Source organism: Polaromonas sp. P1_E1_2, from assembly GCF_056406035.1.
Window position 1 is genome coordinate 1 of the sequence record NZ_JBFUAZ010000046.1, and the last position, 13945, is coordinate 13945.

Sequence of the window (13945 nt, forward strand, 5' to 3'; positions counted from 1 at the left end):
ATTAATGAACTTCATCCGTTTCTCCGACCTGTGCGCCAGCGGCAAAGTTGCCGGCAAGCGCGTGTTCATCCGTGCCGACCTCAACGTGCCGCAGGATGACAGCGGCAACATCACGGAAGACACGCGCATCCGCGCCTCGATTCCCTGCGTCCAGATGGCCCTGGACGCAGGCGCGGCGGTCATGGTGACATCTCATCTCGGGCGGCCAGTGGAGGGTGAGTTCAAGCCGGCCGATTCGCTGGCGCCTGTGGCCAAACGAATGGGCGAGTTGATGAAGCGCGACATTCCCCTGGCCTCCGGCTGGGTGGACGGTGTGGATGTCAAACCCGGCCAGCTGGTGATGCTGGAGAACTGCCGGCTCAACAAGGGCGAGAAGAAAAACAGCGAAGAGCTGGCGCGCAAGATGGCTGCGCTCTGCGATATTTTTGTGCACGATGCGTTCGGCACGGCGCACCGCGCTGAAGCCTCCACCTATGGCATTGCGCAGTACGCGCCCGTGGCAAGCGCCGGCCCACTGCTGGCCGCCGAGATGGACGCCATCTCCAAAGCCCTTTCCAGCCCGCGCAGGCCGCTGGTGGCCATCGTGGCCGGCAGCAAGGTCTCGACCAAGCTCACCATCCTCAAATCACTCGCCGCCAATGTTGACCAGCTCATCGTGGGCGGCGGTATTGCCAACACCTTCATGCTGGCCGCCGGTTTGAAAATCGGCAAAAGCCTGGCCGAAGCCGACCTGCTGGCCGAAGCCAAAGCCGTGATTGACGCCATGAAGGCGCGTGGCGCCGAGGTGCCGATTCCGACGGACGTTGTCACCGCCAAAACCTTTGCCGCTGACGCGCCGGCCACCGTCAAGGCGGCCACTGACGTCGCCGATGACGACCTGATTCTTGATATCGGCCCGCAAACCACCGCGAGACTTGCGGCGCAGCTCAAGGCGGCCGGCACCATCGTATGGAACGGCCCGGTCGGCGTGTTTGAGTTTGACGCGTTCGCTAAAGGCACCGAAGGCATTGCGCGCGCCGTTGCGGACAGCAGCGGGTTCTCTATCGCCGGAGGCGGGGACACGCTGGCCGCCATTGCCAAATACGGCATTGAAAAGCAGGTCGACTACATCTCGACCGGCGGCGGCGCTTTTCTGGAAGTGCTGGAAGGCAAGACGCTTCCGGCCTTTGAAATCCTGCAAAAGCGCGCGGGCCATTGAGGCGCTACCTGCAAAATGCGGCAAACCGCGGTTTGCAGGTTCAAGGCGCGACACGTTGCATGCAGCGGGCCACCCCTCCGGCTTCTGACCAATACCCCGGATGCGGCGATGGCTTGGTAACCGCCACGTAACTCATTCGTGTAAAAATAAGAAACTAAATTACAGGAGACAGACATGAAGATGCAGCGCCGCGGCACCAAAATCGTTGCCACCCTTGGCCCCGCCTCCAGCGATCCGGCCTTGCTGGAGCAGATGATTCGCGCTGGCGTCAACTGCGTGCGGCTGAATTTCAGCCACGGCACGGCGCAAGACCACATCGATCGTGCAAGGCTGGTGCGAGAGGCCGCCACCCGCGCCGGGCGCGAGGTCGCCATCATGGCCGACCTGCAGGGCCCGAAAATCCGTGTCGGCAAATTTGCCGAGGGCAAGGTGCAGCTTGAGCAAGGCATGAAGTTTGTGCTCGACGCGTCCCGCACCGAGCTTGGTGACATCAACGGCGTAGGCCTGGACTACAAGGAACTGCCGCGCGACGTCAAGGCCGGTGACACACTGCTGCTCAACGACGGCCTGATCGTCATGACGGTCGACAGGGTCTTGGGCGAGCAGGTCCATGCGACGGTCAAAATCGGCGGCGTGTTGTCCAACAACAAGGGCATCAATAAGCAGGGCGGCGGTCTGACGGCGCCGGCGCTGACGGCCAAAGACATGGAAGACATTCGCACCGCAATGAGTTTCCAGGCCGACTATGTCGCGGTGAGCTTTCCGCAGAACGCCAGCGACATGGAAATGGCGCGCCAGCTGTGCAATGTGGCCGGTGCTGAGCACCGCCACAAGCCGGGCTTGATTGCCAAGATCGAGCGTGCCGAAGCGATCCCGAACCTGGAAGCCATCTGCAGGGCCAGCGACGGCATCATGGTCGCGCGTGGCGACCTGGCCATCGAGGTCGGCAATGCGGCCGTGCCGGCGCTGCAAAAACGCATGATCCGCATGGCCCGTGAGCTGGACAAGGTGGTCATCACCGCGACCCACATGATGGAGTCCATGATCACCAACCCGGTGCCCACGCGCGCTGAGGTCAGCGACGTGGCCAACGCGGTGCTCGACGGCACCGATGCCGTCATGACATCGGCCGAGACCGCCGCCGGCCGTTATCCGCTGGAGACCATTGTCGAGATGGCCAACATCTGCGCCGAAGCCGAAAAAGCCGAGGACGTGAAACTGGACGCCGACTTTACCGGCATGACCTTTGACCGCATTGACCAGTCCATCGCCATGGGCGCCTTGTTCACGGCCCACCACCTGGGTTGCAAAGCCATTGTGGCGCTGACCGACTCGGGCTCTACGGCGCTGTGGATGAGCCGCCACCGTATCCATATCCCCATCTACGCGCTGACGCCCAAACTGGCGACCCAGCGCAAGATGGCGCTGTACCGCAATGTCAGGCCGCTGCTGATGGACCAGAGTGTCGAGCGCGACACCGCGCTCGGCGATGCCGAGGCGCACCTGAAAAAACGCGGCATCGTCGAAAGCGGTGACATTTATGCCATCACCTGCGGCGAACCCATGGGCGCACCGGGCGGCACCAATATGCTGAAGATCTGCAGGGTAGCTTAAAGATATGGCCCCCACGGTCGCTCACTTCGTGTAGCTCCCTGCCCCCCGAGGGGGCCGCCCGCCTGCGGTCTGGCAAAGCCAGTCCCGCGGCTCATGCTGGCTTGAAGAGTTCTTTGAGCGCAACCAGCGGGGTATTCCACCAGCAGGGGCCAAGGGTCCGGCTTCGCCGGCCCAAGGCGCCGCCCCCTTGAGGGGGAACAGGCTACACGCAGTGAGCCTGGACGGGGGTGGGCAACGCTTACAAGCAGTTACGGCATGCATTCAGACACAAGTTCGGTTATCCCACCCTATTCGGGTAAACGTTAGAATCAAGGCTTCGGTTACTTCGTGGTTACGGGCGTTTCCAGGCGGCTTTTACGCCGCACGGCCCTCGCGAGGAACCCGCCTTTTGGCAGTGTTTTTCTAACTTCTGGGGATATCACACATGGCACTCGTTTCTATGCGCGAGCTGCTGGACCATGCGGCAGTCAACGGCTACGGCATTCCGGCTTTTAACGTCAACAACCTTGAGCAGGTGCAAGCCGTGATGGAAGCGGCCAAAGAGACCGGCGCGCCCGTCATCCTGCAGGCCAGCGCAGGCGCCCGCAAGTACGCCGGTGAACCCTTCATCAAACACCTGATCGAGGCGGCTATCGAGATGTATCCCAACATCCCGCTGGTCATGCACCAGGACCACGGCCAGAACCCTGCCGTTTGCCAGGGCGCCATCGACCTTGGTTTTTCGTCCGTGATGATGGACGGCTCGCTCGAAGCCGACGGCAAGACCATCGCCAGCTATGAATACAACGTCGAGGTGACGAAGAAGGTCTCGCAGCTGGCCCACAAATACGGAGTTACCGTCGAAGGTGAGCTCGGCTGCCTGGGTTCGCTGGAGACCATGAAGGGCGACAAGGAAGACGGCCACGGCACCGACGCCACCATGACGCGCGAGCAGCTGTTGACCGACCCCGAGCAGGCCGCCGACTTCGTCAAGCGCACGCAAATTGACGCGCTGGCGATTGCCATCGGCACCAGCCACGGCGCCTATAAATTCACCCGCAAGCCCACCGGCGACATCCTGGCGATCGACCGCATCAAGGAAATCCACAAGCGCATCCCGAGCACCCACCTGGTGATGCACGGCTCGTCCTCGGTGCCGCAGGAAATGCTGACTGTCATTCGCCAGTACGGCGGCCAGATGAAGGAAACCTACGGCGTGCCCGTCGAGGAAATCCAGGAAGCCATCAAGCACGGCGTGCGCAAGATCAACATCGACACCGACATCCGCCTGGCCATGACCGGCGCGGTGCGCAAGTTCCTGGCTGAAAACCCCGAGAAATTCGACGCCCGCGAGTGGCTCAAGCCCGCCCGCGAAGCCGCCAAGGCCCTGTGCAAGCAGCGCTACATCGAATTCGGCTGTGAAGGCCAGGGCGCCAAGATCAAGGGTGACGCCCTGCAGGTCGTGGCCGCCAAGTACGCCAAGGGCGAGCTCGCCCAGGTCGTGCATTAAACTTCAACGCTATCGCGACAGGCATCCGTAACGAGTGCCGGCGTTGGCCGGCTGCAAAAGCGGCATTTACTTGAGGGCGCCTGTGTTCCCACTTTCCTTCGTGTCGCTTAGGGCGGCTGCTTTGGTGCCGTTTGTCATGCTGCTCACATCGTGTGCGGCGCCACAGCGGCCGATCGTCGAAAAAACAGGTTTCGTGCCGTACGCCCAGATGCAGTTGTCCGGGCAGTTCGAAACCGTGACCCTGACGCGCGAGAATTTTGGAGCCACCGCGAAACGTTGCATGCCGTCCTGGACCGAGCGCAGCACTACGGCGGTGCTGGGTAACTGGAAGCTTCCGTTGCCGCGGGGAACCACAGTGATCCACGGCCATGAGCGCGATGCCGGCTACCTTGTCGTGACGGGATCCACTGCCGTCTGCATCGCACAGTCGGAGGGTAAGCACCCTATCCTGGCCGGTGAAGCTTTCTACAAGACCATCAATCCTTCAGGTGTTCCGCCTGATGTTTCCGAAGGCTGGTACCTGCAAATTGCAGCCGCCATCGCGCGCACCGGCACGGCCAGCGTGATCTACAAATTCAGCAATGGCAATGCGCAGCTCAGCAAATACTGGATCGAGCCGGCTTCTTCCTCGCCTTCGAGCCTGAGCTACTGGACCGAATTCAAGCGCGCCGGCGAATGGTCTGCGGCGCCCTCGGACATCGTGCTCTCGCACCCGGCACTTGCCAGCGTTTCTTCCATCAAGTACGGCTCACAATTCTCCAAGCCGTTCCTGAGCCACCGGTTCAATTGACATGGATCCATTGATGACAGTTCCTGCTCTCCATACTTCCGCCCTGACCTCCCTGCCCCTGCTCGCGCGTGGCAAGGTGCGCGACAACTACGCCGTGGGTAAAGACAGGCTGCTGATGGTGGCCAGCGACCGGCTGAGTGCATTCGATGTCATCCTGGGTGAGCCGATTCCCGGCAAGGGCGCGCTGCTCACGCAGATGGCGCTGTTCTGGTTTGGCAAGCTCGGCCACATCTGCCCCAACCACTTGACCGGCGAGACGCCCGAAAGCGTGGTCACGCCGGCCGAGGTGCCGCAGGTCGTGAACCGCTCCATGCTGGTCAAGCGCCTCAAGCCCATCCCGGTCGAAGCCGTGGTGCGCGGCTACCTGGCCGGCAGCGGCTGGAAGGAATACCAGGAGAGCCAGGCCGTCTGCGGCGTACCGCTACCCGCGGGCCTGAAGAACGCCGGCAAACTGCCCGAGCCCATCTTCACACCGGCCGCCAAAGCCGAAGCCGGCGAGCACGACGAAAACATCAGTTACGAGCAGGTCGTCAAGGTTGTGGGCCCCGAACTCGCCGCGCAGATTAAAAAGATCAGCATCGAGATCTATAGCACCGCCGCCGCCTTCGCCTTGACCAAGGGCATCATCATTGCCGACACCAAATTCGAATTCGGCCTTGATGAGAATGGCGTGCTTACGCTGATGGACGAGGTACTGACACCGGATTCGTCACGCTACTGGCCGATTGAAGGCTATGAAGCGGCCTACGCGGCTGGCCAGAACCCGCCCAGCTACGACAAGCAGTTTGTGCGCGACTGGCTTGAAAGCGTACGCATCAACGGCAAGCCCTGGGACAAAACCCCGCCTGCGCCGCACCTGCCGGCCGATGTGGTTGCCAAGACCGCTGCCAAGTACCAGGAAGCCTTGGCCCGCCTGACGGCCTGAGGCACGGCAGCAGTCGCCGGCGCTCTCCATGGAGTTCCTGCTCGAGTTGCTGTTCGAATTTTTCGGTGAACTGTTTTTGCAGCTCTTCGGTGAGTTTTTTGGCGGTGTTTTCAAGGCGGCCTGGTACAAGCTGCACGGACGCGACCATGAGCTCACTCCCGTGCAGGAAGCTGCCTGGTCTGTGGCTACAGGTGTTGGCGCCGGCCTCCTCACCGTGCTGGTGGTGCCTCATCTGGCGATTCGCCTGCACTGGCTGCAAATTCTCAATCTGCTGCTTGCCCCTTTGCTGGCGGGGCTGCTGGTCGAAAGGGCTCGTGCGTGGCGCGAATCGCGCCGTGAATTCAGCGTTGAGGTGGCAGGCTATGCCGCGCTGTTCGGGTTTGCTTTTGCCTTGACGCGCTGGCTGTTTGGCCAATAAGCCCTAGCTCAAGACGACGCTGCTGAGGCGCCGACGGTACGTCGCCACGGTCGCATCTTCCGGCGGGATTTGCCCATCAGCCACCTTGGGCTTGGGCGCTTCCATGACGTCGAGCACGGCGATGTAGGTCTTGCGGGCCAGGTCTTCGCTCCAGGCCTTGTCGCGCATCAGGATTTCCAGCAACTCGTCCAGCGCCTCGGTCCAGCGCTGCTGTGCCATGAGCCAGCGGGCTTTGTCAAAACGTGCTTCGAAGTCGCGTTTGTTGGCCGTAATCTTTGCATCAAAACCGGCTGCGGCGCCCACTCCATAAGCGCCGGCAGCTACAAAATCCATAGCATCCATCCAGCGCTTGAGCGAGTCAAAACGCCGCACCACCGTGGTCTGGGCGATCACCGGCGCAAACGCCACCTTGGCGTCGTCTTCGCGGCCCAGCTGCAGCAGCAGCTTCACATAGTCAAAGCGGGCGTTGTCGTCGGCCGGGTTGGCGGCGACGGCATGCTGGAGTTTTTCCAGCACGGCAGTGGGGTCCGTGCTTTCTTCTTCGAGCGCGAGTTCCTGCTCTTCGGGCTGCTCTTCAGCCGGCGGCAAATGCTTGTCGAGAAATTCCTTGACCTTGCCTTCGGGCAGGGCGCCGGCAAAACCGTCCACCGGCTGGCCGTTCATCATCAATATGCAGGTGGGGATGCTCCGGATGCCGAAAGCGGCACCCAGTTGCTGCTCCTGGTCGGAGTCGATCTTGACCAGCTTGAAGCGCCCGGCATATTCCACTTCCACTTTTTCAAGGATGGGCCCGAGCGACTTGCAGGGGCCGCACCAGGGCGCCCAGAAGTCGATCAGCACAGGCGTGGTMATGGATGCGGCAACGACTTCCGCTTCAAAGTTGGCAATGGTGACGTCGATCATGGTCTGGCAGAGTTGGGGTATCGGGGCCGGTTTTCAACCGGGTCGGCGCAGCTGGACGCCTGAGAGGCAAGAGCGTAGCACGCACGGCCCGGCCCTTGCGGTGGCCTGCCCTTAAAATCATGGGGTTAGAACCTGCAACCCGGCCTTGAAGGTCCCCGCATGACAACAAGCAACAATTCGGCAAAACCCCTGGTGGGTGTGGTGATGGGCTCCAGCAGCGACTGGGAGACCATGCAGCACGCCGTGCAGATCCTGACGCAATTCGGCATTGCGCACGAAGCCCGGGTGGTGTCGGCCCACCGTATGCCCGACGAGCTGTTTGCCTATGCCGAAGGTGCCGGCGGTCGCGGCTTGCAGGCCATCATTGCCGGCGCTGGCGGCGCAGCGCACCTGCCCGGCATGCTGGCCGCCAAAACCACTGTGCCGGTGCTGGGCGTTCCCGTGGCCAGCAAGCATTTGCAGGGCGTGGACTCGCTGCACAGCATCGTGCAGATGCCCAAGGGCATTCCGGTCGCCACCTTTGCCATCGGCAACGCCGGCGCAGCCAATGCAGCCCTGTTCGCGGTGGCCATGCTGGCCCTGCACAACCCGGCGCTGGCCGCCCAATTGCAGGCTTTCCGTGCAGAGCAAACCGCTGCCGCGCACGCCATGACGTTGCCGCCCGCATGACCGCCTCCACCTCTTCCCGGGCCGCCTCCAGCCTGCCGGAGTTGCCTATTTTTCCCGGCACGGCCTCGGCCTCCAGCCAGCCCGCTACCCTCGGCGTGATGGGCGGCGGCCAGCTGGGCCGCATGTTTGTGCATGCCGCGCAGCGCCTGGGTTATTTCACGGCGGTGCTGGACCCCGATCCGCAAAGCCCCGCGGGCCTGGTGAGCCATCACCACATCCAGGCCGGCTACAGCGATGAAAAAGGGCTGACCCAACTGGCCGCACTGTGCGCCGCCGTCACCACCGAATTTGAAAACGTGCCCGCCGGCGCGCTGCAGGCGCTGGCCGCCAGCCGGCCCGTGGCACCCGGCGCTGCCGCCGTGGCCATCGCGCAAAACCGCATCGAGGAAAAATCCCACTTCACCGCCAGCGCTGCTGAATCCGGCGTGCTGGCCGGCGTTACCTGCGCACCCTACGCCGTGATTGAAACAGCCGGGCAGCTGAAGGCCGTGCCGGCCGGCTTGCTGCCCGGCATCCTCAAGACCGCGCGCATGGGCTACGACGGCAAGGGCCAGGTCCGCGTCAAGAATGCGGACGAACTGGCCACCGCCTGGGCTGGCCTGAAGCAGGTGCCCTGTGTGCTCGAAAAAATGCTGCCGCTCAAGGCCGAGTGCTCGGTCATCGTGGCGCGCGGCTGGGACGGCAGCGTCGTGAGTTTTGCGCCCCAGCTGAATGTGCATGTCGACGGCATCCTCGCGGTGACGCAAGCTTATGAAGGAAATATGCCTGCAGCGCTTGCTGGTCGTGCGCAAGCAGCTACCAAAACCATAGCAAAACACATTGACTATGTCGGCGTGCTCTGCGTCGAGTTCTTCCTGGTGGACGACGGCAGCGCCGATGGCGCGCTCATCGTCAATGAAATGGCGCCACGCCCGCACAACAGCGGCCACTACACGATGGACGCCTGTGACGTGTCGCAGTTCGACCTGCAGGTGCATGCCATGGCCGGCCTGCCGCTGCCGCAGCCGCGCCAGCATTCACCGGCCATCATGCTCAACCTGCTGGGAGATGTGTGGTTTGACGCTCACGGAAAGATGCGCACGCCCGACTGGCAGGCCGTGCTGGCACTGCCCGGCACGCACCTGCATCTCTACGGCAAAACCGAAGCCCGCACCGGCCGCAAGATGGGCCATCTCAACATCACAGGCCCCGACGTCGCTTCAGTCAAGGCCACGGCACGCCAGGTTGCGTCCATCCTGGGCCTGCCCGGCCTGGACGCCCTCTGATGATTCTTCCCGGTACGGACCCTGAGGCCATTCTTGAAGCCGCACGCCGCATCCGGGCCGGCGGGCTGGTGGGCTTCCCGACGGAGACGGTGTACGGCCTGGGCGCCGACGCTTCCAGCGATCAAGCCGTCGCCGGAATTTTTGAAGCCAAGGGCCGACCGTCCGACCATCCGCTCATCGTGCACGTGGCCGATGCGGCACACGTAGACGCTTACGCCAGCAGCGTGCCGCCGTTTGCCGCGCGCCTGATGAAAGCCTTCTGGCCCGGGCCGCTCACCGTGATCCTGCCGCGCAAGGAAGGCGTGGCGGCGGCCGCGGCCGGCGGCCAGGATTCCATCGGCCTGCGCTGCCCCTCACACCCTGTCGCGCTGGCTTTTCTGAAGGCTTGCGACACCGGCGTGGCCGGCCCCAGCGCCAACCGTTTCGGCCGCGTCAGCCCCACCACCGCGCAGCACGTGCAGCAAGAGTTTGGCGACAGCCTGCTGGTGCTCGATGGCGGGCCCTGTGATGTCGGCATCGAGTCCAGCATCGTCGACTGCACGCGCGGGCGCCCCGTGCTGCTGCGCCCCGGCATCCTCACGCGCGCACAACTGGAAGCAGCATGCGGCGAAGCCGTACTGGGCAAGGACGAATTTGAGCAGCAAGCCCTGGGCGCAGGCGATGCGCCACGTGCTTCCGGCACGCTGGAAGCGCACTACGCGCCCGACGCCAAGGTGCGCCTGATGGACGCCGGCCCCATACAAACCGCACTCGATTTGCTGGGCGCCGACGCGGCCCACATCGCCGTCTTCGCGCGCAGCATCGTGCGCATCAAGTCCGACAAGGTGTTGTACCGCCGCATGCCCGACGATGCACTGGCCACCGCACAGCAACTGTTTGCCGTGTTGCGCGACTTTGATACCAAAGGCGTCAAGCTGATCTGGATTGAAAACCCGCCGGCCGATGCCGGGTGGGACGGTGTGCGCGACCGGCTGCAGCGGGCTGCCGCGAGCTGAGGCGCCCTTCCCGGGAGGCCGCTAAGGTGTTTGCCCAAATTTCGGGCATTGTGGCGCAATGCCGCGCCAAGCGGTGTTTTCGTCCACAAGTCCCGCCGCCATCAACAGCCTTGTCCACAGGCGGCAGGGATAACTTGCAGGCACTTCGACGAAGCATCCGTGCCTGCCGCGCGGGGCGTGTATGGCATCGGGCTATTCAGTCACCGCGCCCGTACACCAGCTTCATCACCAGAATGGCCAGCGCCAGCCCCAGCGTGACGGCGTTCGCCAGCACGATGGGCCAGGCGCCCGCCAGCACGCCGTAGGCCAGCCAGAGTGCCACGCCAACGGTAAAGGCGCTGTACATCGCCAGTGAAATGCCGCTGACATCGCGGCTGCGAAAGGTCAGCCAGGCCTGCGGCGCAAAGCTCGCCGTGGTCAGCACGGCTGCCAGAAAGCCCACGATGTCTGTGGCGTTCATCGCTTGCCCTCCTTGACGGCCCATTCCAGCATGGCGTCCAGTGCCGGGCGCGCAGCGGGCGCGTTCGGGTGGTTGATCAGCCCCACCACGATGTAGCGTGCGCCGCTGTCGCCATTGGCATAACCGGCAACCGCGGTCACGTCCCGCAGCGAGCCGGTCTTGACGAAAGCCAGTCCGGCCACCGGCCTGGCGCGTTCGCGCATGGTGGCGTCGGTGCCGGCCACYGGCAGCGAATCGGCGAGATCAGCGGCAAAAGGGCTTTTTGCGGCGTGCTGCAGCAGGGCCGACAGGCTGGCGGCGCTGATGCGTTCATCGCGGCTCAGGCCCGAGCCGTTGTCCATCACCGGGGGCGTGCTGCCGGGCAGGCTTTTGCGCCACCAGGCGGTGAGCGCTGCGCGCGCAGATTCAAGCGTGCCGGCCTTGGGCTGGCCCAGGCCGGCCCAAAGCCCGAGTGTCAAAAAGAGGTGCTGGGCCATGATGTTGTTGGAGTATTTGTTGACGTCGCGCACCATTTCCAGCAGTGGCGGCGACTGGTATTCAAACCGCACTGCGGCCTTTTCGCCCGAGAGGGTGCCGGTCCTGCGCAGCATGGCCAGCTCGGCCGGCGTGGCGTCGCGCACCGTTCCCGTCAGCAGGCCGCCCAGCTGGCGCCACGACCCTTCGATGGCGCGTGCCGCAAAGCTCACRGGGTCGGCATAGGCGCTGGGCCACACCTTTTCGCCGCAGGCCGAAGAATAGGTACCCAGGAATTCGATGTTGACGGGATTTTCAACACTGGCGCGCAGCTCGCTGCGCCAGTCGCCACAGCGCGCCACACGTACGATCGGCACGCTCGCGCCCACCTGCACACCTGCCAGCGGCGGCTCATAGCGCACCAGCGCGCGGCCGTTGGGCAGGTCCGGCGTGAAGGTCATCACGATGGTTTTGAAATTGATCAGCAGCGCATCGGGCCGGGCGTTGTAGGGGCGCAGCGGCTCGCCGTCAAATTCGCCCGGATCGGTGGGCGGCACGCTGAAGGCGCTGCGGTCCAGCACGATGTCGCCGCGGATCGCCCGCGCCCCGCCGGCCTGCACCTCGGCCAGCAGGGCCTGCAGGCGTTCAACGACCAGCTTGGGGTCGCCGCCGCCCTGCACCACCATGTTGCCGTTGAGCAGGCCGCCCGAGGTGCTGCCGTCCAGTATCACCTTCGTCTTCCAGGTGAAGTCGCGGCCCAGCGCGTCGAGCGCCGAATACGTGGTCACCAGTTTCATGACGGAGGCAGGGTTCATCGGCACATCGGCGCGCCAGCTCAGGCGCGGCACCGGTTTGCCGCTGCTGGCTTCCACCACCAGCATGGACACCGCATCGCGCGGTACCCTGGCGCGCGACAGGGCTTTTTCAATCGGGGCCGGCAGGCGTGCGGTTTGTGCCAGGCCGGGGCTTGCGGCCAGGGCTGCCATGGCCGCCAGGGCAGCCAGCGCAACAGTGTGTGTCGTGCGCGGGCGCAGCAAGTCGTGGGTCATGCGGGGATTATCGCGGTTGAGCGTTCTGCAAGGCATTGCCGGTGGGCGCCGGGGTGGCCGGCCATTGGCGCGGATAATCAGTGCCTACCCATCCGCCGCAGCCTCCGGGTACCCGCAGATTGCTATGAATTTAATAGCTGCTTGCGCCCGATATATAAAGGCCGGAGCCCGATTTAATGCCTGAACTTGTGAAATTCCTCGCTTTTGACACCAGCACCGACCGCATGTCCGTGGCGCTGACCGACGGTGCGCGTGTCTGGCAGCACAACGGCCCGGGCGGCGCGCAGGCTTCCACCACGCTGATCCCCGCCATCCTGGCGCTGCTGGCCGAGGCTGGCCTGGCGCTGGGCGAGCTGGATGCCATCGCCTTCGGGCGCGGCCCCGGCTCCTTTACCGGCCTGCGCACGGCCTGCGCGGTGGCGCAAGGCCTGGCGCTGGGCGCCAACCAGGGCGCCGGCATTCCCGTGCTGCCTGTCGACACGCTGATGGCTGTGGCCGAAGAAGCGCGCTTTCAGCAGCAGGGTGATGGCGATGCGACCCTGCGCGTCACCGCGCTGCTGGATGCGCGCATGGACGAAATGTATGTGCAGGGTTTTGAGTTCAGCGGCGGGCACTGCCGGGCGCTCGGCGAATGCGGGCTGGTCCGGCCTGAAAACCTGGTGCCTGACACTGCGGCCGGTTTGTTCGCGGGCAATGTTTTTGCGGTATACGCCGGGCGGTTGCCGGACAGCCTTGCGGCATTTGCGCAGGCCGAGGCCCTGCCCACCGCCACCGCCATGCTGCGCCTGGCGCCGCAGCTGGCTGCTGCCGGGCTGTGCGTCAGCGCCGACCTCGCCCTGCCGCTCTACGTTCGCGATAAAGTAGCGCTGACCACCGAAGAGCGCGACCAGGTCAAGGCCGCCAAGCTGGCCGCCGCTCCACCCCTTTCATGAACGCCATCCTCAAGCCCCTCGAAGCCCAGTTCGAAGCCATGACAACTGCATGGCTGGATGAGGTGGTGCGCGTGGAAAAAACCGCGTACGACCACCCCTGGACGCACGGCAATTTCAACGATTCGCTCAACGCCGGCTACCAGGCGCAACTGCTCACCGCCGGCAATGCGCCCGCCGCCGTGCTGCTGGGCTATTTTGTGGCCATGAAGGRCGTTGACGAAGTACACCTGCTCAACATCACCGTGGCCCCCGAACACCAGCGCCAGGGCTGGGCCCGCATCATGCTGGATGCGCTGGCCCTCTGGTCGCGCGGAGAGGGCGCGCAGTGGCTGTGGCTGGAAGTGCGCGTGAGCAATGTGCGGGCCAAGGCCATCTATGAACGCTACGGCTTTCGCCATGTCGGCACGCGCCGCAACTACTACCCGGACGGCGCTTCCACGCGCGAAGATGCGGTCGTCATGAGCCTGGCGCTATGAGCCTGGACCTCGACAAACGCCAGCGCGCCATGCTGCGCGAAATGGGTGTACGCGTGTGGTTGCCGGTCGCTGCTGCGCCTGCTGAAGCTGCCGTTGCTACTGATTTGGTAGCTGCTGGCGCACAGTCAGTAACGCCTGCAAGTGAATTTGATCAAAAAGTCAGTGCACCTTCCACGTCCGCTACGCCGCGTGAGGTTGCGCCGCCCGTGCGGCCCGTGCAGGCGCCGGTTCGCCCGCTGGCCGAAGCGCGCGAAACCGCTGCACCCGGCACGACGGCAGCGTGGCGCATGGGCAACGCGCAAGCCCTGT

14 protein-coding genes and 1 pseudogene are annotated in these 13945 nt (G+C 64.2%); 12 read left to right on the forward strand and 3 right to left on the reverse strand.

Going from position 1 to position 13945, the window contains the following annotated elements:
• Nucleotides 1-4: 4 nt before the first annotated feature.
• The 6 genes from AC1D1P_RS04455 to AC1D1P_RS04480 all read left to right on the forward strand — a co-directional run bounded on the left by AC1D1P_RS04455 (nucleotide 5) and on the right by AC1D1P_RS04480 (nucleotide 6434).
• The gene (locus AC1D1P_RS04455; protein WP_477672211.1) at nucleotides 5-1198 is read left to right on the forward strand and encodes a phosphoglycerate kinase; all 1194 of its coding nucleotides are present in this window, start codon (nucleotides 5-7) and stop codon (nucleotides 1196-1198) included.
• A gap of 180 nt (nucleotides 1199-1378) precedes the next feature.
• Nucleotides 1379-2812: a pyruvate kinase gene (gene pyk, locus AC1D1P_RS04460; protein WP_477670751.1), complete on the forward strand. Its 1434-nt coding sequence runs from the start codon at nucleotides 1379-1381 to the stop codon at nucleotides 2810-2812.
• A 424-nt stretch (nucleotides 2813-3236) separates the two neighbouring features.
• Nucleotides 3237-4301, forward strand: a complete 1065-nt coding sequence (fba, locus tag AC1D1P_RS04465; RefSeq protein ID WP_477670633.1) for a class II fructose-bisphosphate aldolase — start codon at nucleotides 3237-3239, stop codon at nucleotides 4299-4301.
• Between the two features lie 193 nt (nucleotides 4302-4494).
• Entirely contained in the window at nucleotides 4495-5091 is a 597-nt protein-coding gene (locus AC1D1P_RS04470) for a hypothetical protein (protein WP_477672205.1), read from the forward strand.
• Nucleotides 5092-5104: 13 nt separating this feature from the next.
• Complete coding sequence (locus AC1D1P_RS04475; protein ID WP_477670635.1) at nucleotides 5105-6016, forward strand: phosphoribosylaminoimidazolesuccinocarboxamide synthase; 912 nt, start codon at nucleotides 5105-5107, stop codon at nucleotides 6014-6016.
• Between the two features lie 28 nt (nucleotides 6017-6044).
• Nucleotides 6045-6434: a hypothetical protein gene (locus AC1D1P_RS04480; protein WP_457282404.1), complete on the forward strand. Its 390-nt coding sequence runs from the start codon at nucleotides 6045-6047 to the stop codon at nucleotides 6432-6434.
• Between the two features lie 3 nt (nucleotides 6435-6437).
• Here the strand turns inward: AC1D1P_RS04480 and trxA are convergent, their stop codons facing one another.
• The gene (gene trxA, locus AC1D1P_RS04485) at nucleotides 6438-7337 is read right to left on the reverse strand and encodes a thioredoxin (RefSeq protein ID WP_477672206.1); all 900 of its coding nucleotides are present in this window, start codon (nucleotides 7335-7337) and stop codon (nucleotides 6438-6440) included.
• 159 nt (nucleotides 7338-7496) lie between these two features.
• On the opposite strand from trxA, the gene purE reads away from it, so the two are divergent.
• From purE to AC1D1P_RS04500, 3 genes are read left to right on the forward strand one after another with little or no spacing between them, the layout of a single operon-like run.
• The gene (gene purE, locus AC1D1P_RS04490) at nucleotides 7497-8006 is read left to right on the forward strand and encodes a 5-(carboxyamino)imidazole ribonucleotide mutase (RefSeq protein WP_457282402.1); all 510 of its coding nucleotides are present in this window, start codon (nucleotides 7497-7499) and stop codon (nucleotides 8004-8006) included.
• On the forward strand, nucleotides 8003-9271 hold the full coding sequence (locus tag AC1D1P_RS04495) for a 5-(carboxyamino)imidazole ribonucleotide synthase (RefSeq protein ID WP_477672207.1): 1269 nt from the start codon (nucleotides 8003-8005) through the stop codon (nucleotides 9269-9271). Before purE ends, AC1D1P_RS04495 begins: the two co-directional genes overlap by 4 nt.
• Entirely contained in the window at nucleotides 9271-10266 is a 996-nt protein-coding gene (locus AC1D1P_RS04500; RefSeq protein ID WP_477670638.1) for an L-threonylcarbamoyladenylate synthase, read from the forward strand. The genes AC1D1P_RS04495 and AC1D1P_RS04500 overlap by 1 nt, the downstream gene beginning before the upstream one ends.
• 196 nt (nucleotides 10267-10462) lie before the next feature.
• On the opposite strand, the gene AC1D1P_RS04505 is transcribed toward AC1D1P_RS04500, so the two are convergent.
• Together AC1D1P_RS04505 and dacB are read right to left on the reverse strand one after the other, a co-directional pair.
• The gene (locus tag AC1D1P_RS04505) at nucleotides 10463-10726 is read right to left on the reverse strand and encodes a SemiSWEET transporter (RefSeq protein WP_457282398.1); all 264 of its coding nucleotides are present in this window, start codon (nucleotides 10724-10726) and stop codon (nucleotides 10463-10465) included.
• Nucleotides 10723-12228, reverse strand: coding sequence for a D-alanyl-D-alanine carboxypeptidase/D-alanyl-D-alanine endopeptidase (dacB, locus tag AC1D1P_RS04510; RefSeq protein WP_477672208.1), 1506 nt, complete (start codon nucleotides 12226-12228; stop codon nucleotides 10723-10725). Before dacB ends, AC1D1P_RS04505 begins: the two co-directional genes overlap by 4 nt.
• Nucleotides 12229-12404: 176 nt before the next feature.
• Here dacB and tsaB point away from each other — a divergent pair, with 176 nt between their 5' ends.
• The 3 genes and pseudogenes from tsaB to AC1D1P_RS04525 all read left to right on the forward strand — a co-directional run.
• Nucleotides 12405-13160 (forward strand): tRNA (adenosine(37)-N6)-threonylcarbamoyltransferase complex dimerization subunit type 1 TsaB, encoded by a 756-nt coding sequence (tsaB, locus tag AC1D1P_RS04515; protein WP_477672209.1) that lies wholly within the window; start codon nucleotides 12405-12407, stop codon nucleotides 13158-13160.
• A complete protein-coding gene (gene rimI, locus AC1D1P_RS04520) occupies nucleotides 13157-13636 on the forward strand; it encodes a ribosomal protein S18-alanine N-acetyltransferase (protein WP_477672210.1) in 480 nt (159 codons plus the stop codon). The genes tsaB and rimI overlap by 4 nt, the downstream gene beginning before the upstream one ends.
• A pseudogene (locus tag AC1D1P_RS04525) lies at nucleotides 13633-13945 on the forward strand (hypothetical protein); the annotation flags it as partial. The gene rimI and the pseudogene AC1D1P_RS04525, both read left to right, overlap by 4 nt.